The following is a 24150-nucleotide window of genomic DNA, read 5'->3' as shown; positions in this document are numbered from 1 at the left end:
AATGAAGATACAGCTCAAAAGAATTGATAATGATTATCATTTCGAACTAAAGAACGAAAGAGGACATGTAACCTACATTGATAGCAAAGCTGAAGTTGGAGGTCATGATCTAGCGCCAAGCCCAATGGAATATGTATTAATGGGAGTAGCAGGATGTAGTGCTATTGATGTGATTTCTATATTGAAAAAACAACGACAAGAAATTACGGATTACAGAGCAGAAGTAGATGGAACGCGAGTAGCGATAGATGGAGCAAAACCATTTAAAGAAATTTCAGTAACTGTATTTTTAGAAGGTGAAATAGCGCCAGAAAAAGCAAAAAGAGCAGCGCAGTTATCATTCGAAAAATACTGCTCTGTTTCTAAAACACTAGAACCAACGGCCACAATTATTTATAAAGTAGTGGTTAATAATGAAGAAGTATGAGCTTAGAAAGCTATAATTTTGAAACGCAAGCCGTAAGAACACAGACTGAAAAAACTCAGTTCTTAGAACATTCGACACCAATGTATCTGACTTCAGGATTTGTTTTTGAAGATTCTGAAGAAATGAGAGCAGCCTTTGCAGAGGAAAAAGAACGAAATTTGTACAGCCGTTTTAGCAACCCTAATACCACAGAATTTGTAGATAAAATGTGTAAACTGGAAGGTGCAGAAGATGGCTATGCATTTGCAACTGGGATGGCTGCAGTTTTTTCTACGTTTGCAGCACTGTTGGATGCTGGAGATCATATAATTTCTGCAAGATCGGTATTTGGATCTACACATTCTTTATTTACTAAATATCTGCCTAAGTGGAATATAGAAACTAGTTATTTTAAAGTTGCCGAAGTTAATACGGTAGAAAGTCTGATCCAATCAAATACAAAGATTATCTATGCAGAATCTCCTACAAATCCAGGAGTGGACGTTTTAGATTTAGAAGCTTTAGGAGCTATTGCTAAAAAACACAATCTATTGTTGATAATTGATAATTGCTTTGCAACACCTTATTTACAAAATCCAATAAAGTTTGGAGCGGATTTAGTAATCCATTCTGCAACAAAATTGATTGATGGTCAAGGTAGAGTATTAGGAGGCGTAACCGTTGGTAAAAAGGAACTTATAAGAGAGATTTATCTTTTTTCTAGAAATACGGGTCCTGCACTATCTCCATTTAATGCTTGGGTATTATCTAAAAGTCTGGAAACGCTTTCAGTAAGAGCAGATCGTCATTGCGAAAATGCATTGAAGCTAGCAGAATTCTTGGAATCTCACCCAAAAGTAAATTGGGTAAAATATCCTTTTTTAAAAACTCATCCACAATATGAGGTTGCTAAAAAGCAAATGAAATTAGGAGGTAATATTGTTGCTTTCGAAGTAAAAAATGGTGTTGAAGGAGGGAAGACTTTTTTTGATAGTATCCAGATGTGTTCGTTATCTGCAAATTTGGGAGACACAAGAACCATTGTTACGCATCCCGCTTCTACTACGCATAGTAAATTAGCAACCGAAGATAAACTTGCTGTTGGAATAACAGACGGAATGGTGAGATGTTCTGTAGGTTTGGAACATATTGATGATATTATTGCTGATATAGAACAGGCATTGGAAGAGATATAAAACTAAAAAAGGGTTGGGATCATTTTCTAACCCTTTTTTAGTTACTTTTTCAAAAAAAAGATTTTGGTTTATTGTCTAGTCAATGTGTAATTAAGAGTTCCTGTTGTTGTAACTGATGCACCAGAAATTTCTAAAGATTCATTGATTTCTATTTTTAAACTCATTGTTTCTGAGTTTAGAGCAGTTATTTGAGCAGCTTGTTCAACTCCACTAGTAGTAGTGATTAGCATGTTTCCTTCAACTCTCCATTCTCCAGATCCTAAAAAGTCTGTAATAGGTTGTTCTTGAGTGGTCTCTTGGCCTACGAAGTTTTGAGTTATAACCGCTGTATAACCTCCGCTACTGGTATAAGTGTTAGGGTCTGTAGAATCGATAAAAGAGGTTTCCATCGTAAAATCTTTTCCAACTGTAGTGTAATCTACAGTTGTACTTTGACCTTGAGCTACTGTAGTGGTTTTTCCATTGTCTACAGTTAATGCAGTAAGATTCCAATCACCAGGAATTAAGGATTCGTCGATTTCAATAGAAACAGAATCATCATCATTACCACATGAAACAAAAGCTGTAGTTGAGACTAAAAATAAAAGTAGAATAAGTTTTTTCATAAAAAAATAATTAATTAATAAAATTGAAGATTGCAAAAACAAACTTTTCTAATCGTTTTGATTTCATTTTTAAATTAGAAAAATCAAGTTTTTTTTGAATATCTGGTAGTAAGTGTCAGAAACGGCAAATTTGTTACTATAAAATTTGTAATTTTTTTGAATAATTTAATTTGAACTCTTGATATCAGTGTTGTAATAGATTTTTTTTAGTTTAGATAATATTTAGACATTTTAAATTTTCACTAAGGAACTTTGTTAGAACTATGTTTACGATTGCTTCGTTATGAATAAAATAAAAGTTGTTTTTTTTCTGGTTTTTTTCATTCAATACTTTGTGGTTAGTAATGAGTGTGAAATAGACTTTGAGTTATCAACTGAGCCATCTCTTTTGAGCATGAAAAGCCCAAAAATTTCATTATCTAACTCTGTATTAGCTACTGGAAATTGGTATAAATTTTATGTAACTAAAACTGGAGTGCACAAAATCTCATATCAATTTTTGAAAGATCTAGGAATGGATGTTTCTAATATTGATCCCGCTGCTATCAAAATTTATGGAAATGGTGGAACTATGTTACCGCTATTGAATAAAGAAAATACTACTTTCGGTTTAAAAGAAAATGCAATTAAAGTAATTGAAGTTGAGGATGGAAGATTATCTAAAGACTCCTATATTTTATTTTACGGACAAAATACTAAAGAATATAATTCGGATAGTCAGACCCATATTAACCTCTATGATGATAAATCTTTCTACTTTATTACTGCAGATGGTGCAAAAGGTAAACGTATTTCTGAAACTAAAAATCCGATAAAGAAGTCAGATACACTTATTACTTCCTTTGTAGATCATCAGTTTCATGAGATCGATGAGTTCAATCTTGGTTTGATGGGAAGGAGATGGTTTGGTGATCAAATGAAAGAAAATGAAGAAAAAAACTTCTTCTTTCATTTTCCAAATATTGTGAATTCTTCTTTGGTGAAGTATGAACTGCTTACCGCTGCGCAATCTTCTAATCCCTCAAAGTTGGAAATCGAAATTAATAAAGAGCATTTTGGAAAAATCCGTCTTTCGCCTTATTCAAAAGCAATGATAGCGAGAGAAGGCAGATTGCAAAATACATTCAAAACACATTCAGATTCTATGCATTTTAAACTGAAATATGTGGTGGATAAAAAAGGAAAGGGAAAAGCATATTTGGATTATATCAAGATATCTGCACAAAGATTGCTAGTAGGATCTGATAAGCAATTAAAATTTTCGACTGCTACATCAGGTGATAAGAATAATTTTGCTAAGATAAGAGTAAAKAATGCACGGAAGGTTCATGAAGTTTGGGATATTACAAATCCTACTGAAATAAAAACTTACAAAAACGACTTATCTAAAAATAAGTTCGATTTTAATATTCAAACAAATCAAGATAGAAGATTTATAACGGTAACAGCTACTGATTTTTATGAGCCATTAAAACTAAGTCGATCCAAAGTAGAAAATCAGGATCTAAAAGGAACTATCTTTTTAGATACAGAAGGTAAATTCGAAGATATAGATTACCTTATTCTTACAAAAAAAGAAATGTTGAAAGCGGCTGAAAAATTGGCTGATTTTCATAGAGATCATAATGGTTTTAATGTAAAAGTGGTGCCGCTGTATAAAATTTACAATGAATTTAGCAGTGGTAAACAAGATATTGGAGCTATTAGAAATTTTATTAGATATGTCTATTCTAATGCTTCAGAGATAAGTAAGAGAGTTTCATATGTCTGCTTAATGGGAAATGCTACCATAGATTATAAAAACAAATTAGAAGAAAAAAATCCATTAGATGCCTATAAAAGAAATGATGTGCCAAGTTTTGTCAGTTATAATAGTTTTTCTAAAACAAGATCATATATTTCTGATGATTTCTTTGTGATGATGGATCCTGAAGAAGGAACTATGAAGTTACAAGATGATTTGGATATTGTGATTGGTAGAATGTTGGTAAAGGATCAGAAAGATGCAGATAAGGTGGTTAATAAATTTTTGCGTTACCATTCAAGAACTTCCTTAGGAGATTGGCGAAATAATATTTTGCTACTTTCTGATGATGTTGATAAAGGTTGGGAAAAAGGAATTCAGGAAAATATCGATAAGTTAGCTGATACCATAGCAGTACGTTATCCTTATCTGAATACTTCTAAGATCTATAGCGATACATATTTGCAGCATAGTTCGTTTAGTGGTCAAAAATATCCGAAAGTTACTAGAGATTTGGTAAGAAGAATGAATAATGGTATTGCGGTGCTGGACTATTTCGGACATGCAGAAGAAGAAGGTTTTGGAACAGAATTCTACTTTACTAAAAAAGAAGCCAAAGCGTTAAAAAATCGAGATAAACTCCCACTGTTTATTACTGTAACCTGTTTAGCAACTCGTTTTGATAATCCGAATACTATTTCTGTTGGAGAATATCTTTTTAGAAATCCTCATGGTGGAGCCATCGCATTGGTAGCGACCACACGAGAAATTTTTTTAAGTAGCGGTATCCGCATAAATAATAAAATTGTTGAGTCAATATTTTCAGAAAATGGAATAACTAGAAAACCAGCAGAAGCAGTTTTGAAATTGAAGAACAGTTTTAGGTTTCATGATAAAAGAAATGTTTTTTTTATTGGAGATCCTGCTATGACACTTTTAATGCCTTCATCAGGAGTTCATGTTACGCATATTAATGAGATACCGATTCAGAAGTTTAGAGATACTTTAAAAGTACTAGATGAGGTGAAAATATCAGGCAAATTGGTTGATGAGAAAGGAAAAACTTTGAAAGAATACAAAGGAGAGGTGCAGCTCACACTTTTTGATAAAGAAATCTATAGAACTACATTAGGAAATGATCATATTAAAGATGGAAAAGGGAATCTAATAAAAATGAATTACAAAAGTCAAGACGTGATTATCTCTCGAAGTAATGCTAGAGTTGAAAAAGGTAAGTTTGACGTGAGTTTTGTATTACCAAAGGATATGGATATTTCTTCTGGATATAGAAAAATAAGTTTGTACGCCAAAAATGACACAAATTCTAAAGATATGTTTGGTGTTCAAAATAAAATTTTAATAGGAGGAATAAACAGTAAAACTTCTAAAGATATCAAAGCTCCTGAGGTTGCTATATATTTCGATGGAAAGCGATCTAAAAACATAAATATTGTAAAGCCTGATTCTAAAATGAAGATAGTAATACGAGATGATAATGGTGTTAATCTAGCTAAAGGAATTGGTCATCAAATAAAATTAATAATAGATCGAAATGAGAAAAATCCAATTTTACTAAATGCTTTTTATAAGAATCAAAAGAGCTATAAAGAAGGCGTGATAGAATATTCATTAAAGGATATAAATACAGGATATCATAATTTAAAATTTAAAGTTTGGGATACCTTCAATAATGTTACAACCTTTAAAACCGATTTTTTTGTGGTAGATTCTAATGATTCAACAGGATTTAATTAATAATCTACTAAATCACTAGGGTTTTTATTAATAATATCATAATTCTTTCATTTCTAGTAATTTTTTAAAGTTTTTGAGACATAATAATAGAAATTTATATATACATTTGTTTAATAATCTACTATTCCGATAGGGTAATGGGTTTTGTAATCAAAAAAAATGATTGTAGATCAAATGATATTAGATAAAGTAGCTACGAAAAAAACCTCGTACGAAACTGACAAATCCTCAGAAAAACCTTTGCGTAGTATTGCGAAGGCTATCAGCTGGAGGATTGTTGGAACATTAGATACATTGATTGTTTCGTACTTTTTGACAGGGGAGATTGCATTAGCTACATCAATAGCATCGATTGATTTTATAACAAAAATGATTCTTTATTTCTTTCACGAAAGAATTTGGAATCGTATAAAATGGGGAAAATAACTGCTATTAGAGGAAAAGAAGAATTCGATATGAAATTTACTGAAAAAGATATAGAGAGGTTAAATAATACGTTAAAGGATAAAACTCCTTTAGAAATTGTTCAATGGGCAGTGTTGAATGCTAAAACACCAGTGGTTACCACTAATTTTAGGCCTTATGAGGCGGCAATTCTAAACGTATGTGCTCAAGCTTTATCGGATATTCCTGTAATTTGGTGTGATTCTGGTTATAATACACCTAATACATATAGACATGCAGAAGAAGTTATTAGTTTATTGAAATTAAACATCCAATTATATGTTCCTAAGCAAACTTCTGCTCATAGAGACGTAGTTATGGGAATCCCAGATATCGAAGATCCTAAACATAAGTTATTTACCGAGCAAGTAAAATTAGAACCTTTCAAAAGAGCGATGGCTGATTTTAAACCCGATATTTGGTTTACGAACTTAAGAAAAGGGCAGACAGCATTAAGAGACTCTTTGGATATTTTGAGTTTGAGCGGTGATGGAGTGCTTAAAGTGAGTCCATTTTATTATTATAGTGATGCAGAATTAGATGTGTATTTAGAACAACATAATTTACCAAACGAATTTAAATATTTTGATCCTACAAAAGTGTTAGGGAATAGAGAATGTGGATTGCATACAAGTTAAGTTGAGATGAGGATAGGATTAAAGAAATTGATTTAAAAAATACATTATATGGAAGTTATTGAACATATAAAAGAACAAGTTTTGGACAAGAAAGTGCTAGGAGTAAATCCATTAGAAAGCGAAGCTATATATATATTTAGAGAAGTAGTTGCGCAATTCGAAAAACCAGTACTGTTATTTTCTGGAGGAAAAGATTCTATAACATTAGTGCGACTAGCGCAGAAAGCATTTTATCCTGCGAAAATTCCATTTCCTTTATTGCATATAGATACTGGACACAATTTTCCGGAAACTATTGAATTTAGAGATCGATTAGTAGAAGAGTTGGGAGTAGAACTTATTGTTCGCAATGTTCAGGATTCAATTGATCAAGGTAAAGTAGTAGAGGAAAAAGGAAAATATGCGAGTCGTAATAGTTTACAAACAACAACACTTTTAGATGCTTTAGAAGAATTTAAGTTCGATGCAGCAATTGGAGGAGCACGCCGTGATGAAGAAAAAGCTAGAGCTAAGGAACGTATTTTTTCTGTAAGAGATGATTTCGGTCAATGGGATGAAAAAAACCAACGCCCAGAACTATTTGATCACCTAAATGGAAAAATAGATTTAGGTCAGAATGTTCGTGTATTCCCTATTAGTAACTGGACAGAATTAGATGTTTGGAGTTATATAGAAAAAGAAGGGATTGAGATTCCATCAATTTACTTTGCCCATAAGCGCAAAACGTTTATTAGAGATGGAATGATTTGGTCTGCAGAAGATGATATAGTTCATAGAGAAGAAGATGAATTGGTAGAAGAAAGATTAGTTAGGTTTCGTACCGTTGGAGATATGTCATGTACCGCTGCTGTGCTTTCTGATGCAATTACCATTGATAAAGTAGTTGCCGAAATAAGAGAGTCAACAATTTCAGAAAGAGGAGCTCGTATTGATGATAAAAGATCCGAAGCAGCCATGGAAAAACGTAAACAACAAGGATATTTTTAAAATGAGTTTATAGTTGTTAGTTCATAGTAGATAGTGCTATGCGACTGGCTAATAATGAAATGGTGATAAAGGATTAAAAAAATATAGGGATAGTCTTTTTGCTGATCAAAATTAGAAAGTATAACGATCAACAATTAACTATTAACCTTCAATCAAAAAAGAAATGGACGTATTAAAAATAGCAACAGCAGGAAGTGTAGATGATGGAAAAAGTACTTTGATTGGTCGTATTTTATATGATACAAAGTCATTAACTACTGATAAATTAGAAGCTATTGAAGCCAGAAGTAAAGCAAACGGATTTGATTATCTTGATTTTTCTCTTGCTACAGATGGATTAGTAGCCGAAAGAGAACAAGGAATAACTATAGATGTTGCGCACATTTACTTTTCCACTAAAACGAAAAGTTATATTATCGCTGATACACCTGGACATATAGAGTATACTCGAAATATGGTTACAGGAGCTTCTACATCACAAGCTTCTATAATTTTAGTAGATGCAAGAAAAGGAGTAATTGAGCAAACATATCGACACTTTTTTATTAATAATTTGTTGAGAGTGAAAGATGTGATTGTAGCCATCAATAAAATGGATTTAGTGGATTTTTCACAAGAAAAATATGATGCTGTTAAGTCCGATTTTGAGCAACTAATTGCTAAAAGTGACTATAAAGAGCAAAATGTTACTTTCATTCCTGTTAGTGCATTACAAGGAGATAATGTAGTTACAAAATCTGAAAATACACCTTGGTATGATGGTCAAACTTTATTAGAGCATTTAGAACAATTAGATGCACAAGATGTATTTGAAAAAGCAGAAGTACGTTTTCCAGTACAAACAGTTATTAGACCGAAGAAAGATGAATTTCATGATTTCAGAGGATATGCAGGAAAATTATATGGAGGTGATATTTCTGTAGGAGATGAGGTTACTATTTTACCTTCATTAACTACATCTAAGATAAAGGAAATATTCTTTTTTGATCAGCAATTTGATACAGCAGGTAGAGGAAGCTCTTGTACATTAACCCTAGAAGATGATGTGAATGTAAGTCGTGGTGATATGATCGTAAAATCATCAGAACAACCTAAGGTGGAAAAACAGCTTGCTGCAACAGTCTGTTGGATGGATAATAAACAATTACTTCCAGGAACCAATTATCTGATTCAAAGTGGGAGTAGTAGAATTTTGGCAAAAGTGAAAAATATCAGTGGTACAATTGCCACAGATTTTTCTGGAGAAAATACAGAACAAAATTCACTAGGTCTTAATGAAATTGGAAAAGTTCAAATACAATTAAGTAAACCTTTAGCAATAGATTCTTACAGCAAGAATAAAGCTTCAGGCTCATTTATATTAATAGATTCTCAAACAAATAATACTGCTGGAGTTGGTTTTATAGGTTAGGTAAAGAATCAACATTTAGAGAAAAAGAAACAAGATTTTTTAAGAATTAAAAATTGAATACAAAAGTCATAGGTACGTCTTTTTTTAAGCTTTAAACACGAAAAAAAATGCAAAGTTTTAGAACAGAAATAGAAAACCCAGTTGTCGAAAAAGACATCATTGAATTAGCTAACAAAATTGAGCAATTTCATAAAGGGAAAATTGATGAGGAAAAATTTCGTAGCCTTCGTTTAGCTAGAGGAGTTTATGGGCAACGCCAGGAAGGAGTACAGATGATTCGAATCAAGCTGCCTTATGGAAAAGTTTTAAGCAATCAGTTACGAAGAATTTGCGAAGTTTCTGACGAATATTCAAGAGGTAGATTGCATATTACTACAAGACAGGATATTCAAATACATTATGTTGATTTAAATAGAACTCCAGAGCTTTGGTCAGAATTAGAAAAAGATGATGTTACTCTAAGAGAAGCTTGTGGAAACACAGTGCGTAATGTAACTGCTTCCGAAACCGCAGGGATTGACCCTAGAGAACCTTTTGATGTATCACCTTATGCAGATGCATTGTTTCGTTTCTTTTTAAGAAATCCAATTTGTCAGGAAATGGGACGTAAATTCAAAGTATCCTTTTCTGGAACGGAGGAAGATACAGGACTATCCTATATGCATGATTTAGGATTTATCGCTAAAATAGAAAATGGAGTAAGAGGATTCAAAGTAATGTTAGCAGGTGGATTAGGTTCGCAACCAAGACACGCAGATGAATTATATGATTTTTTACCAGCAGATAAAATCATTCCATTAATGGAAGGAGTGCTAAGGATTTTTGATCGTCATGGAGAGCGTAAAAGCAGAGCCAAAGCAAGAATGAAATTTTTAGTCAAGAAAATTGGTTTAGATGCTTTTAAAGAATTAGTAGAAGCAGAACAAAATGCGATTTCTCAAAAAACGGTAGCAATAGATGTAGAAAAGTATACAGCATCAGTTCCTGTTAATGTAGAAGCACCTTCTGTAAAGATTGATGACCAAAAAGCATTTGACTTATGGAAATCTACGAACGTAATTCAACAAAAACAAGAAGGATATGTTGCCATTGGAATTAAAGTGTTACTAGGAGATTTTTATACAGATAAAGCTAGGTTGTTAGCAGATTTAGTAGAGAAATATGCAGCCGGAGAATTAAGATTATCCTTGCGTCAAAATATATTGATTCCTTTTGTAAAGGAAGAGTTAGTACCTTTCTTTTATCAAGAATTAGAAAAATTAGGATTTGTAGAAGCTGGTTACAACAAAGCAATTGATATTACTGCATGCCCAGGAACTGATACGTGTAACTTAGGAATAGCAAGTAGTACTGGTATTGCAGAAGAGTTAGAAAGAGTTATCAAAACAGAGTATCCACAGTATTTAGAAAAAGAAGATCTTGTGATCAAAATAAGTGGATGTATGAACGCTTGCGGGCAACATAATATGGCCAATATAGGGTTTCAAGGAATGTCTGTAAGGACAAAAGATAAACTAGTAGCGCCAGCATTGCAAATACTTTTAGGCGGAGGAAACCTAGGAGATGGTAAAGGACGCTTTGCAGATAAAGTAGTTAAAGTACCGAGTCGAAGAGGACCAGAAGCTTTACGCAGAATTTTAAACGATTTTGAAGCTAATGCAAATGGCAGAAAATTTGTGGAGTATTATGCTGATAAGGGAGAAAAGTATTTTTATGACTTTTTAACTGATTTATCTAATGTTGATAACTTAACACAAGAAGATTTTATCGATTGGGGAAATGAAGAGGAGTACGTAAAAGCTATTGGAATTGGAGAATGTGCAGGTGTGGTGATTGACTTAATTGCTACTTTGTTTTTGGAAAGTGAAGAGAAAATTGAAAATGCTAAAGTGTCTTTTGAAAATGAGGTGTACTCAGACGCAGTTTACCATGCATACAGTTCTCTCGTTAACTCGGCTAAAGCCCTGTTATTAGCAGAAAACAAGAAAACAAATACACATGCTAATATCATCAGTCAGTTTGATGAAGAATTTGTGTCCACAGGTAAAATAAATCTCGAAGGGACATTTGCAGATTTAATATATCAGATTCAAAAAAATGCACCAAGTAAGGATTTTGCAGTGGATTATATTAAAAATGCAGGGCAATTTTTGCAAAAAGTGCAAGCATTTAGAGCACTTGAAGTGGAAAATGTATAATATCTTTACACAGTATAAATTTGTAGGGATAAATCGTGTAAGTAGATGAAAATGAATGCTAAAATACCAAAGTTAACAGTTGTAGGAGCAGGTCCTGGAGATCCTGATTTGATTACATTAAAAGCTATCAAAGCGTTAGAGTCGGCAGATGTAATTCTATATGATGCATTGATCAATGAATCGTTGCTGGAGTATGCGCCGGATGCAGAAAAAATATTTGTAGGTAAACGAAAAGGGTGTTATGCATATCAACAAGAACAGATTAATGAATTAATTGTTAGCAGGGCGAAAACTCATGGCCATGTCGTTCGATTAAAAGGTGGAGATCCGTTTATTTTTGGACGTGGAGCTGAAGAGATTGATTATGTCCAAGAATTTGGAATAGAAACAAATATGGTTCCTGGAATATCATCATCTTTAGCGGTGCCAGCATATCAAGGTATTCCATTAACTAAAAGAGGTTCGTCTGAGAGCTTTTGGGTAATAACCGGAACAACAAAATCTCATAAATTATCACAGGACGTTTGCCTGGCAGCTAAATCTAATGCGACTGTGGTAATTTTAATGGGAATGAGCAAGTTAAATGAAATTGTTAGTATCTTTGCAGCCGAAAATAAAGAAGAGGTTCCTGTAGCGGTAATTCAGAATGGAACAACTGAAAATGAGAGATTTGGATATGGAACTGTAGGTACTATAGAACAAGTAGTTTCAGAACAAAAATTGTCTTCACCTGCCATTATTGTGATTGGAGAAGTGGTGAAACAAAGAGCTAAATTAGCTTCTATTTGTAAGAATATAAAAGAAGAAATCGTATCTTGATAGTTCAGGATAGCTATAAAGATGGAAGAAAGAAATAATTTATATCCCGTTTTTCTGAAGGTTAGAAATTTAGAAATTCTAATTGTAGGAGGAGGAAATGTAGCTGAAGAAAAACTTACGTTCTTGTTAAAATCTAGTCCGGATGCTAAGGTTACAATGGTGTCACCAATGTTTAGAGAAGATACTATTGCATTAGCTAATAAATTCGGAATAAAGATGATTAAAAAGAAATATCACAGACGTTTTCTAAAAGGAAAACATATAGCAATTGCTACTACAGATGTTCCAAAAGTCAATATCCAAGTATATAAAGATTGTAGGAAAAGAAGTAAATTGGTAAATGTAGCAGACAATCCTCCTTACTGTGATTTTTATATGGGAGGTATTGTTACCAAAGGTAATGTGAAGGTGGCTATTTCGACTAATGGGAAGTCTCCAACCACAGCCAAAAGACTACGTCAATTTTTTGAAGAAGTAATTCCTGAAAATATAGACGATTTAGTTAAAAATTTAAACGATTATAGAAAAACAATAAAAGGTGATTTCGAGGAAAAGGTGGAGACACTAAATGAATTTACCAAAGGATTAATAGGAAAAAAAGAAGTTGAACATGATCAAGACTGATATTCTAATCATCGGAGCAGGACCAACAGGTTTATTCACTGTTTTTGAAGCAGGATTATTAAAATTAAAAACTCATCTTATTGATGCGTTGCCACAACCAGGTGGTCAATGTGCTGAAATATATCCTAAAAAACCAATTTATGATATCCCTGGATTTCCAGAAATTTTGGCTGGGGATTTAGTAAATAATTTAATGGAGCAGATAAAACCATTTGAACCAGGTTTTACTTTAGGAGAAAGAGCTGAAACAATTGAGAAGTTGGAAGATGACACCTTTTTAGTTACTACTAATAAGGGAACAAAGCATAATGCACCAGTTGTTGCCATAGCTGGAGGATTAGGTTCTTTTGAACCTCGTAAACCACCTATTCCAAATATTACGGATTTCGAAGATAAAGGAGTAGCTTATATTATCAGAGATCCTGAGGTATATAGAGATAAAAGAGTTGTGATTGCTGGAGGAGGAGATTCTGCGCTAGATTGGACAATTTTCTTAGCGGATGTAGCAAGTGAAGTAACCTTAGTACACAGAAGAAACGAATTCAGAGGAGCTTTAGATTCTGTGGAAAGAGTTGGTGAATTGACAAAACTTGGTAAAGTAAATCTAATTACTGAAGCTGAAGTAAAAGAAATCAAAGGAGAAGATCATGTTACTGGTGTTGGAATTAAGCACAAGACTGAAGGTGATATTAATGTAGATACTGATTATTTTATACCGTTATTTGGGTTATCCCCGAAATTAGGACCAATTGCAAATTGGGGATTAGAAATAGAAAAGAACGCTATTAAAGTGGATAATTCCTATGATTACCAAACAAATATTCCTGGTATTTATGCAATCGGTGATGTGAATACATACAAGGGAAAACTGAAATTGATCCTTTCTGGATTCCATGAAGCTGCGATTATGTGTCAGAGTGCTTATCAAAGAATCTTTCCTGATAAAAAGTATGTTATGAAGTATACTACAGTGGGTGGAGTAGAAGGGTTTGATGGATCTAAAAAAGAAGCCAAAAAAGAAGTAGTAAAAGCCATCATATAAGATTTATAATATTTTTCCTCGTAAGTAATACTGATCATTTTCGGTATATTTACGAGGATTTTTATACCCTTAAAGCAATAGTATGTCAGATGTTACTATAAAGATAAAAGATAGAGAAGGAGAGATTCATGAAGTACAAGCTCCTACAGATATGGCTATGAATCTTATGGAAGTTTGTAAAGCCTATGAACTTCCAGTTGAAGGGACATGTGGAGGTATGGCAATGTGTGCTTCTTGTCAATGTTATATTTTATCTGATCACGAACTTCCAGAAATGGGACAAGATGAAGATTTAATGTTAGCTGAGGCTTTTTATGTAGAAGATAATAGTAGATTGGGATGCCAGATTCCAATTACCCCAGAATTAGATGGGCTGGAGATAGAATTAGCTCCGGAATCTTAAAAAAATAGATTAAACTTGCAAAATAAATGGCTATGCCTTTTATTTGTGAAAAATATAAGCAGAGAATCTATCTGCTCAGTTCATTAAAGTAATTATGTTATCAAGAAAGGTGGAGGGAATAGACCCTAAGAAACCTTAGCAACCCTTTATCTGTTAAAGAAGGTGCTACATTCTATTCGTTAAACAACGAAATAGATAACAACAATGTATGGTACTACCTGTTTCCATTTATTTTTCTTGATATTCTTATTGTTATTTGCTTTATACAAGAGACTATGATTATTTATTATGATATAGTATTTTATAGATATATGCGAAAAAGTTTTTAGCTATTTAAAAAGTAACTTAAATGAGTTTGGATTAAAAAATGGATAAATGAAAGACATTAGAAGAATAATGGAAGAAAGGATTTTAGTACTCGACGGAGCTATGGGTACTATGATACAAGCTTATAATTTTACCGAGGAAGATTACAGAGGTGAACGTTTTAAGGACTATCCAACACCATTACAAGGAAATAATGATTTATTATCTCTAACACAACCTGAAGCTATAAAAACTATTCATTCAAAATATTTTGAAGCAGGTGCTGATATAGCAGAAACTAATACATTTTCAGGAACAACCATTGCTATGGCAGATTATCAGATGGAAAATTTGGTGTACGAACTTAACTATGAATCTGCAAGGTTAGCTAGAGAGGTTGCTGATGAATTTACAGCTAAAGAACCACATAAACCACGTTTTGTAGCGGGATCTATAGGGCCAACAAACCGAACAGCAAGCATGTCTCCTGATGTTAACGACCCTGGATATAGAGCTATTACATTTGATGAATTACGCATTGCTTATAAACAACAGGTAGAAGCTTTACTAGATGGTGGTGCAGACATACTATTGGTAGAAACAGTTTTTGATACTTTAAATGCTAAAGCAGCTTTATTTTCTATAGAGGAAGTAAAGGAAGAACGAGGTATTGATGTTCCTATCATGTTAAGTGGAACCATAACAGATGCGTCAGGGCGAACTTTGTCAGGGCAAACAGCAGAAGCCTTCTTGATATCAGTATCGCACATTCCTTTATTATCAGTAGGTTTTAACTGTGCGTTAGGTGCAAACCTACTACAACCACATTTAGAAGCTATAGCAAATAAAACCCCTTTTGCTGTATCGGCTCATCCAAATGCTGGTTTACCCAACGCTTTTGGGGAGTATGATCAAACTCCAGAAGAAATGGGTGCGCAAATAGAAGAATATTTAAAGAAAAATTTAATTAATATAATAGGTGGTTGCTGCGGTACTACACCAGCACATATTAAAGTGATTGCAGATATTGCAGCAAAGTATGAGTCTAGAAAGATGATGGTTGGTAGTTATGAGTAAGATGATAAAATTAGATCCAGTAAATATAAAGCAGACAAAGTATATGAAATTGTCTGGATTAGAACCACTGGTTTTAAACGAAAATAGCAATTTTATCAACGTTGGGGAACGAACCAATGTCGCGGGTTCTCGTAAGTTTTTGCGTTTGATAAAAGAAGAGAAGTTCGATGAAGCTTTGGATATAGCACGCCATCAGGTAGACGGTGGTGCACAAATTATCGATATCAATATGGATGATGGGCTAATTGATGGTGTTTCTTCAATGGTTCGTTTTTTAAATTTAATAGCAGCAGAACCTGATATTTGCCGTGTTCCTATAATGATTGATAGCTCAAAATGGGAAATTATTGAAGCAGGATTACAGGTGGTTCAAGGGAAATGTGTTGTTAATTCAATAAGTCTTAAAGAAGGAGAAGAAAAATTTATTTGGGAAGCAAAACAAATTAAACGATATGGAGCAGCTGTAATAGTTATGGCTTTTGACGAAGTTGGTCAAGCAGATAATTATGAACGAAGAATTGAAATTGCAAAACGGTCTTATGATGTTTTAGTAAATAAAGTAGGCTTTCCATCAGAAGATATCATTTTCGATTTAAATATTTTTCCTGTAGCTACAGGAATGGAGGAACATCGTAGAAATGCTATTGATTTTATTGAAGCTACACGTTGGGTTCGAGAAAATTTGCCCAATGCAAGTGTGAGTGGAGGAGTTAGTAATGTATCTTTTTCTTTTCGTGGAAATAATGTAGTGCGAGAAGCAATGCACTCCGTATTTTTATACTATGCCATACAAAATGGTATGAACATGGGTATTGTAAATCCTGCCATGTTAGAAGTGTATGATGATATTCCTAAGGATTTATTGGAACATGTAGAAGATGTTATTTTAGATAGACGAGATGATGCTACAGAACGCTTGTTAGAATTTGCAGAAACTGTAAAAGGAACTAAAAAGGAAAAAACGGTAGACTTATCTTGGAGAAACAATCCATTGCAAGACAGAATCACACATGCTTTAGTAAAAGGAATCGATGCTTTTATTATTGAAGATGTTGAAGAAGCAAGAGTTTCCGTAGAAAAACCACTACATGTTATCGAAGGTCATTTAATGACAGGAATGAATGTAGTAGGAGATTTGTTTGGTGAAGGAAAAATGTTTTTACCTCAAGTAGTTAAATCAGCCAGAGTAATGAAAAAAGCCGTTGCTTATTTAAATCCATTTATTGAAGCTGATAAAGATGAAGAACAACAGGCTTTAGGGAAAATATTAATGGCAACTGTAAAAGGAGATGTTCATGATATCGGTAAAAATATCGTGAGTGTCGTTTTAGGGTGTAATAACTACGAAATTGTCGATTTGGGAGTAATGGTTCCACCAGAGAAAATTCTAGAAGCTGCTAAACAAGAAAATGTAGATGCTATTGGATTATCAGGACTGATAACGCCTTCTTTAGATGAAATGGTTTATCTGGCTAAAGAAATGGAGCGTGAAAACATGAATATTCCTTTATTAATTGGTGGAGCAACAACCTCCAAAGCACATACTGCTGTTAAAATTGATACACAATATAAGAATGCAGTAGTGCACGTTAATGATGCTTCAAGAGCAGTTACTGTTGTAGGAGATTTATTGAATAGGCAAACAAGCAATGTATATGTTGCCAAGTTGAAAAAGGATTATGAGGAATTCCGTGAAAAATTCCTGAAACGTGGTAAACAAAAAACATACCTCTCTTTGAAAGAAGCTCGAGAGAATAAATTTAAAATTAATTGGGAGACTACCCATATTGTGAAACCAAAAGAAATAGGAATTCAAACCTTGGAGCAAGTTACTTTAAAAGAAATTGAACCTTACATCGATTGGACTCCGTTTTTTAGAAGTTGGGACCTACATGGAAAGTATCCCGATATTTTGAAAGATGAATTAGTTGGAGAACAAGCAACAATTCTATTTAATGACGCTCAAAAAATCTTAAAAAAAATTGTTGAAAAAAGATTATTAAAGCCAAAGGCAATTTTTGGATTATTTGAAGCTAATAGTATTAATGATGATGATATCTCAATCCAAAAGAAAGGTAAAGAAGTTGGTGTTTTTAGAACCCTACGTCAGCAATTAAAAAAACGACAAGGAGTTCCTAACATTGCATTGTCAGATTTTATAGCACCAAAAGAAACTGGAATTACGGATTATATGGGTTGTTTTGCCACCGCTATTTTCGGAGCTGATGAATTAGCAAAATCTTACAAAGATCAAGATGATGATTATAATGCCATCATGGTTCAAGCACTTGCAGATAGGTTCGCTGAGGGTTTTGCCGAATATTTACACAAGCGAATAAGAACAAAGCATTGGGGATATGCTGCTGAAGAAAATTATACCAATGAAGAATTAATTAAGGAAGTATATAAAGGAATTCGTCCTGCACCAGGATATCCTGCCTGTCCTGATCATTTGGAAAAACTTACTATTTGGGAAATTCTAAATGTAGAAAAAGCTATTGGAGTTAAGTTAACAGAAAGTTTAGCGATGTGGCCAGGAGCAGCAGTATCAGGTTATTATTTTGCCAATGAGGAGGCAAAGTATTTTGGTCTAGGTAAGATAAAAGAAGATCAAGTGCAAGACTTTGCCAAAAGAAAGGACATCGATGTTGAATATGCAAAAAAATGGTTAGCTCCTAACCTATCAGAATAAAAGGGATATCAAGTAAACAACAAAACTAAATGAAGGTTACCGATCATATAAAAAAAGCTAAAGGGAAAACATTATTTTCATTTGAACTAATACCACCACAAAAAGGGAAGAGTATTCAAGAACTCTATAATAATATAGATCCTTTAATGGAATTTAATCCGCCTTTTATAGATGTAACTACATCAAGAGAGGAATTCATCTATATTGATCGAGAAGGTTTGCTGGATAAAAAACTTACTAGAATGCGTCCAGGAACTGTGGGTATTTGTGCATCAATTACTCACAAATATAATGTGGATACCATACCTCATGTGTTATGTGGAGGATTTACCAAAGAAGAAACAGAGTATCTCTTGGTAGATTGTCATTATTTGGGAATAGATAATGTAATGGCATTACGAGGAGATGCTATGAAAGAAGAAAAATATTTTAACCCAACGAACGGAGGGCATTGTTACGCGAATGAACTTGTAGAACAAATCGTAAATATGAATAATGGTCGGTTTCTTCACGAAGTTATAGAAAGTGATAATCAATCTGATTTTTGTATTGGTGTTGCAGGATATCCTGAAAAACATATGGAAGCTCCTTCTATGAATTCTGATATAAGAAGATTAAAAGATAAAGTTGATGCTGGAGCAGATTATGTAGTAACCCAAATGTTTTTTGATAATAAAAGGTATTTTGCTTTCGTAGAAAAAGCTCGAGAAGCGGGAATTAATGTTCCTATTATTCCAGGTATAAAGCCTGTAGCAGTTAAAAGACATTTACAATTATTGCCACAAGTATTTAAGTTGGATATGCCTGATGATTTAGTGAAAGCAGTGGAAAGTTGTAAAACTAATAAAGAAGTTCGTGAAGTAGGTATAGAGTTTGCTATTCAACAATCAAAGGAACTAATGGAATATGGTGTACCAGTGTTGCATTATTATTCCATGGGGAAGTCTGATAATATCAAAAAAATAGCGGCAAGCATTTTTTAAAAACTAGTAAGATTTTGGAATCCTAAAAGCGCTATCTTACATTTGCTTCAATGATTAGAATTGTTTGTATAGTATTAATGTTATTGGGACATGTAGTACAATCTCAGGAGGATAAGAAATATTATAGTTTTGATATAAATAATTTCTACGGTACTGTGCTAATGCACAATCCAGATATATCCCATTTAATAACCGGACATCCTTCAGGAATTATTTTTTCTGCAAATAGAAAAACTTTTGGCACCAAAGAATGGCAAAAGCTATATAATTCACCTGATTATGGTATGTCATTCATTTATCAAGATATGGATAATGAATTCTTAGGTGAAAACTTTGGATTGTATTTGCACTATAACTTTTACTTCTTCAAMCGTATTCTAATGCTTCGATTAGGACAAGGATTAGCATATACTACGAATCCATATGATGAAGATACTAACTTTAGAAATGTTGCGTACGGTTCTCATTTTATGAGCTCAACATTCGCAATGCTTAATCTAAAAAAAGAAAATATAATTGGAGGACTTGGTTTTCAAATGGGATTAGGAGTAATTCATTACTCAAATGCAAATTTTAAAGCTCCTAATAAAAGTACAAATACATTAGTATTCAATGCAGGATTTAATTATTTATTAGATTCAAATTATCCAGAATTTGAAACAAAAGAAAAGGGAGCTATAAAAGGCGCAGAACCTTTAGGGTATGGTTTTATCTTCCGTAGTGGAATCAATGAGAGTGATGTCGTCGGATCTGGTCAATTTCCATTTTATACCTTCGCATTATTTGCAGATAAACGATTGAATAAGAAAAGTAGTATTCAATTAGGAGCGGAATTATTTTTTTCGAAGGCGCTGGAACGTTTTATTGATTTTAGATCTACAGGAGCCTTTGAAGACGGAACAACGGGTGATGAAGATGCCAAAAGAATAGGATTATCTTTAGGACATGAACTAAGGATTGATAAAATTTCTATATTAACCCAATTAGGATATTATGTGTATTATCCTTACGATTTTGAAGGACAAGTGTATAACCGTTTTGGATTGCGCTATTATATGAGTAAAAAAATCTTTGGCTCCATTACGGTCCGATCTCATGCAGCAAAGGCAGAGGCAGTTGAATTCTCTATTGGGTATAGGCTATGAAAAAGATATTAATAGTATTAATTTATTTATTCTTAATCTCTTGTGATACTGAAAATGCTTTAGATTGTTTTCAAAGAACAGGAGATATTGTAAGACAAGAAATTGAGGTTCCAAATTTCACAAGAATTTTAGTTTTACCAAATGTAGAATTGATTGTAAAGCAAGGTCCAGAAACTAAAGTGTTAATAGAAACTGGTGATAACTTATTGAATGAGGTTTTTGCCTCGGTAGAAGGTGATCGATTAATTTTAAGTAATACAAACGATTGTAATTTTGTTCGTGACTTTAATCAAACCAAAATTTTTGTTGTCGCTCCTGATATTTCTGAAATAAGAAGTGCATCACAGTTTGAAGTCTCGTCTGAGGGGACTCTTAGCTATCCCGAATTAAGGTTATTATCTGAAGATTCTACAGAAGATAATAATGGAAATGTAACAGGTACGTTTTCCATGGAAATTGATAATCAAAATCTATTTATAGTTGGGAATAATATTACTTCTTTTTTTATATCAGGTCAAACTGATGTTTTGAATATTAACTTTGCATCTGGTACTGGAAGGTTTGAAGGAGAAAACCTAATCGCTGAAAATGTTAATATAAAACACAGAGGGACTAATAAAATTATTGTAAATCCCCGTCAATCGATAAAAGGAGAAATTAGAAGTACCGGAGATGTGATTGCGGTAAATCAACCTCCTACAGTAGAAGTGCAAGAATTTTTCACAGGAAGACTCATATTTAATTAAAGAAAATACATAAAAAGGGATTTTTCCCTTTTTTTATTTTCCTTATTTGTGTTAAATTTTTTGGATGATTCTGTTCTTTTTAATTTTATATATATATTTACATTAACGTATAAACAATTGCATATCAATAATTTGAAAATTATTTTTTCTTCATAATTTAAAATAGTGCCATTACGGTTTTGTTATATCAAATAAATGGTTTTACTGCTTCAAAAAGTTGATATTATTGCGTAAATTTAAATACCCCGCAAAGCAAACAGTTGAATCTTAACAAAATTGTATGGCCTATAGCGAGGAAACTACTTCTAGGGATTATACCCATTTTCCAGAAAATTATTTACGTCAAGAATTATTCGAAATTGTAAAAAAGGATGAGAAAATTTTTGACTTTATCCAAGACAATGCTTTAGATGGTATTTGGTTTTGGGATTTAAAGGATCCCAAAACAGAATGGATGAATGATAATAGATTTTGGATAAATCTAGGATATGATCATAATGATATTCCAAATCTCAAAACTGCTTGGAAAGAGCTGATTAATCAAGAAGATTTAGAAAAAGCATTAGAAAATCTTGATAAACACTTAAATGAACCTGATTATCCTTATGATCAGGTAATTCGATATACGAATAAATCTGGAAGTACGGTTTGGATAAGGAGTCAAGGTATGGCAATTAGAGATCATAATGGTAAGCCTATGCGAATGATTGGAATACATACTGATATTACTAATCTAAAAGAGACTGAAGAAGAATTACAAAAACAGGTAGAGAAATATGAAGATGTAATTGAAAGTACAAATTCAGGCTCTTGGGAATGGAATTTGAGAACTGGTAAAGTAGTGTTCGATGAAAAATGGGCTAATATTGTTGGATATTCACTTTCCGAATTACAACCAATTTCTTTAAATACATGGGTGAATTTTATGCATCCCTCAGATCATATTAAATCCACTAAATTATTACAGCAGCATTATGAGAAACTTGTCCCATATTATGAATGTGAAACCAGACTAAAACATAAGAATGGAGAGTGGATTTGGGCGCTCATAAAGGGCAAAATAATTAGTTGGGACAATGAGGGTAATCCAGAATTATTGGTAGGTACACAAGTGGATATTACCGAAAATAAAAAAGCATTAGAAAAAAATAGACTATTTGTAAGTCAGGCACCAAGTGCTATGGCCATGTTCGATAATAACATGAGATATCTAGCAGCATCAAGTAGATGGTTTGAAGATTATGATATCGTTGGCCAAAACATTATAGGAAAAACCCAATTTGAGGTATTTCCCGAGATGAAAGAAAAATGGGAGGAGATTTATAATAAATGCCTTAAAGGTAATGTCTTAACAAAAGATGAAGATTGTTTGAAAAGAAAAGAAGGTTGTTTGCAATGGATTTCATGGGAACTTCGTCCTTGGTATAATAAAGAGGGTAAAGTCGGTGGTTTGTTAAAACATACTTCTGATATTTCTAAACTAAAACAAGCTGAAACGCTTAGCGAAGAACGAAAAGTTTTTTTAGAAGTTATTTTGGATAGTTTAGATGTAGGGGTAGTTTCATGTGATGATAGAGGGCTATTAACTCTTTTTAATGAGACAGCAAAAAAATGGCATGGTCTCCAAGCAAGGCCCATTTCTCCTTCGGAACTCTCTACATATTATGGACTTTGCAAACCTGATGGGATAACACCGTTAAAAGAGGAAGAAATACCTCTTCTACAAGCGTTAAAAGGTCGTCAAGTTCTAAATGAAGAAATCGTTATAACGTCTAAAAACGAAAAGAAAAGACAGGTAGTCACTAATGGTTCGCAATTATTAGGAATAAATGGAGAAATCAAAGGTGCTGTGGTTGCAATGCATGACGTTACCGATAGAAAGATTGCGGAAGAAAAATTAAAAATAAGCGAACAAGCTTTTAGAGGAAATTTTGAAAGTGCGGCAACGGGTATGGCTATTATTGGTTTAGATGGAAGATGGGTAGAAGTAAATGATGCAGTTTGTAATATGATAGGCTACCCAAAAGAGGAATTAACGCAAATGACATTTCAGGATATAACCCACCCAGAAGATCTTAATAAAGATCTAGGATTGTTGAATGAGCTTTTAAACGGAAAGATTTCCTACTACCATTTAGAGAAAAGATACTTTCATAAAAACGGTAGAGAGGTACATGCGATATTATCTGTATCTCTGGTTAGAGATAAAAATAAAGATCCGTTGTACTTTATTTCTCAAATAGCAAATATTTCTCAAAGAGTAAATGCTTTAAAGAAACTCAAGGAAGCACAAAAAAAACTAGAAAACATCTTAGAATCTGAAAATGATCTTGTAATTACAGCAACAGATGTTTCTGGGGTAATTACCATTTTTAATAAAGGTGCAGAAAATTTGCTTGGATATTCGAGAGATGAACTTTTATTAAAGGAGAATATTTCTAAACTGTTCGTTAATGAAACCATTGCAAAAGATTCATTAAAAACTGATGTATTTTCTCAGTTAATAAAATCAGCTGAAAATGAAAAGTATTTTACTACTGAGTGGAATCTTGTAACTAAAAATGAAAAGTTGGTTTTAATGTTGTTAACCTTAGTTCCTTTAAAAGAAGAAGAAGATGTTATCGGATATTTATGTATCGCTATGAATATTTCTAATATTAAAGCTACTGAGAAAAAGCTTACATCTAATTTTGGAAATACAATTAATGAGAATATGGAAATAACGAATTTTCTGAATTTGATATCAGGTAATTTAAAATCGCAAGCAATAAAATTTGAAATACTTCTAGAAACAATTAGGGATTTAAGTAAAGTCATTGATAATAACTTTTATGACTAAAATAGGATCGTAAAGATTCTAGTAAGGTACATTTTCGTTTGAGAAACATAAATTGTAAAGTGTTGTTTCTCAAAGAGTACAATTTTATTA

19 protein-coding genes and 1 riboswitch are annotated in these 24150 nt (G+C 32.9%); of the genes, 18 read left to right on the top strand and 1 reads right to left on the bottom strand.

Translation table 11 applies throughout. The annotated features are described in order from the left end of the window. Position 1 precedes the first annotated feature (1 nt). Positions 2-427, top strand: coding sequence for an OsmC family protein (locus GBO31_RS02425; RefSeq protein WP_219006720.1), 426 nt, complete (start codon positions 2-4; stop codon positions 425-427). Beyond that, the gene (locus GBO31_RS02420; protein ID WP_219006719.1) at positions 424-1602 is read left to right on the top strand and encodes a trans-sulfuration enzyme family protein; all 1179 of its coding nucleotides are present in this window, start codon (positions 424-426) and stop codon (positions 1600-1602) included. Before GBO31_RS02425 ends, GBO31_RS02420 begins: the two co-directional genes overlap by 4 nt. Positions 1603-1670: 68 nt before the next feature. On the opposite strand, the gene GBO31_RS02415 is transcribed toward GBO31_RS02420, so the two are convergent. Further along, positions 1671-2207 carry a hypothetical protein gene (locus GBO31_RS02415; protein WP_219006718.1) on the bottom strand — a complete coding sequence of 179 codons (537 nt, stop codon included), beginning with the start codon at positions 2205-2207 and terminating at the stop codon, positions 1671-1673. Between the two features lie 394 nt (positions 2208-2601). Between GBO31_RS02415 and porU the strand changes: the two genes are divergently transcribed. From porU to GBO31_RS02335, 16 genes are all read left to right on the top strand, one after another. Then, complete coding sequence (gene porU, locus GBO31_RS02410; RefSeq protein WP_219006717.1) at positions 2602-5706, top strand: type IX secretion system sortase PorU; 3105 nt, start codon at positions 2602-2604, stop codon at positions 5704-5706. 159 nt (positions 5707-5865) lie between these two features. Then, on the top strand, positions 5866-6132 hold the full coding sequence (locus tag GBO31_RS02405) for a DUF2061 domain-containing protein (RefSeq protein WP_219006716.1): 267 nt from the start codon (positions 5866-5868) through the stop codon (positions 6130-6132). A gap of 29 nt (positions 6133-6161) precedes the next feature. Then, complete coding sequence (locus GBO31_RS02400; protein WP_219006841.1) at positions 6162-6788, top strand: phosphoadenosine phosphosulfate reductase family protein; 627 nt, start codon at positions 6162-6164, stop codon at positions 6786-6788. A 48-nt stretch (positions 6789-6836) separates the two neighbouring features. Further along, on the top strand, positions 6837-7775 hold the full coding sequence (gene cysD, locus GBO31_RS02395; protein ID WP_219006715.1) for a sulfate adenylyltransferase subunit CysD: 939 nt from the start codon (positions 6837-6839) through the stop codon (positions 7773-7775). 163 nt (positions 7776-7938) lie between these two features. After that, the gene (locus tag GBO31_RS02390; protein ID WP_219006714.1) at positions 7939-9186 is read left to right on the top strand and encodes a sulfate adenylyltransferase subunit 1; all 1248 of its coding nucleotides are present in this window, start codon (positions 7939-7941) and stop codon (positions 9184-9186) included. Positions 9187-9293: 107 nt separating this feature from the next. Then, positions 9294-11384: a HEPN domain-containing protein gene (locus GBO31_RS02385; protein WP_219006713.1), complete on the top strand. Its 2091-nt coding sequence runs from the start codon at positions 9294-9296 to the stop codon at positions 11382-11384. A gap of 51 nt (positions 11385-11435) precedes the next feature. Beyond that, positions 11436-12203, top strand: a complete 768-nt coding sequence (cobA, locus tag GBO31_RS02380; RefSeq protein WP_219006840.1) for a uroporphyrinogen-III C-methyltransferase — start codon at positions 11436-11438, stop codon at positions 12201-12203. A 21-nt stretch (positions 12204-12224) separates the two neighbouring features. Then, a complete protein-coding gene (locus GBO31_RS02375) occupies positions 12225-12827 on the top strand; it encodes a precorrin-2 dehydrogenase/sirohydrochlorin ferrochelatase family protein (RefSeq protein ID WP_219006712.1) in 603 nt (200 codons plus the stop codon). Further along, a complete protein-coding gene (locus tag GBO31_RS02370) occupies positions 12814-13869 on the top strand; it encodes an NAD(P)/FAD-dependent oxidoreductase (RefSeq protein ID WP_219006711.1) in 1056 nt (351 codons plus the stop codon). The genes GBO31_RS02375 and GBO31_RS02370 overlap by 14 nt, the downstream gene beginning before the upstream one ends. Before the next feature lie 82 nt (positions 13870-13951). Continuing rightward, positions 13952-14272 carry a 2Fe-2S iron-sulfur cluster-binding protein gene (locus GBO31_RS02365; RefSeq protein ID WP_219006710.1) on the top strand — a complete coding sequence of 107 codons (321 nt, stop codon included), beginning with the start codon at positions 13952-13954 and terminating at the stop codon, positions 14270-14272. 94 nt (positions 14273-14366) lie between these two features. Further along, a riboswitch (SAM riboswitch) is annotated at positions 14367-14474 on the top strand. A gap of 173 nt (positions 14475-14647) precedes the next feature. Beyond that, the gene (locus GBO31_RS02360; protein WP_219006709.1) at positions 14648-15655 is read left to right on the top strand and encodes a homocysteine S-methyltransferase family protein; all 1008 of its coding nucleotides are present in this window, start codon (positions 14648-14650) and stop codon (positions 15653-15655) included. After that, positions 15648-18347 (top strand): methionine synthase, encoded by a 2700-nt coding sequence (gene metH, locus GBO31_RS02355; protein ID WP_246615747.1) that lies wholly within the window; start codon positions 15648-15650, stop codon positions 18345-18347. The genes GBO31_RS02360 and metH overlap by 8 nt, the downstream gene beginning before the upstream one ends. 29 nt (positions 18348-18376) lie before the next feature. Then, entirely contained in the window at positions 18377-19330 is a 954-nt protein-coding gene (gene metF / locus GBO31_RS02350; protein ID WP_219006708.1) for a methylenetetrahydrofolate reductase [NAD(P)H], read from the top strand. 50 nt (positions 19331-19380) lie between these two features. Beyond that, positions 19381-20475: an acyloxyacyl hydrolase gene (locus GBO31_RS02345; protein WP_219006707.1), complete on the top strand. Its 1095-nt coding sequence runs from the start codon at positions 19381-19383 to the stop codon at positions 20473-20475. Further along, complete coding sequence (locus GBO31_RS02340; RefSeq protein ID WP_219006706.1) at positions 20472-21221, top strand: head GIN domain-containing protein; 750 nt, start codon at positions 20472-20474, stop codon at positions 21219-21221. The genes GBO31_RS02345 and GBO31_RS02340 overlap by 4 nt, the downstream gene beginning before the upstream one ends. A 280-nt stretch (positions 21222-21501) precedes the next feature. Beyond that, a complete protein-coding gene (locus tag GBO31_RS02335) occupies positions 21502-24060 on the top strand; it encodes a PAS domain-containing protein (protein WP_219006705.1) in 2559 nt (852 codons plus the stop codon). Positions 24061-24150 lie beyond the last annotated feature (90 nt).

The organism is Aquimarina litoralis (assembly GCF_019295435.1).
Taxonomy (GTDB): domain Bacteria; phylum Bacteroidota; class Bacteroidia; order Flavobacteriales; family Flavobacteriaceae; genus Aquimarina; species Aquimarina litoralis_A.
The sequence above is the reverse complement of the archived record's forward strand: the minus strand, read 5'-3'. Positions and strand labels throughout refer to the sequence as shown.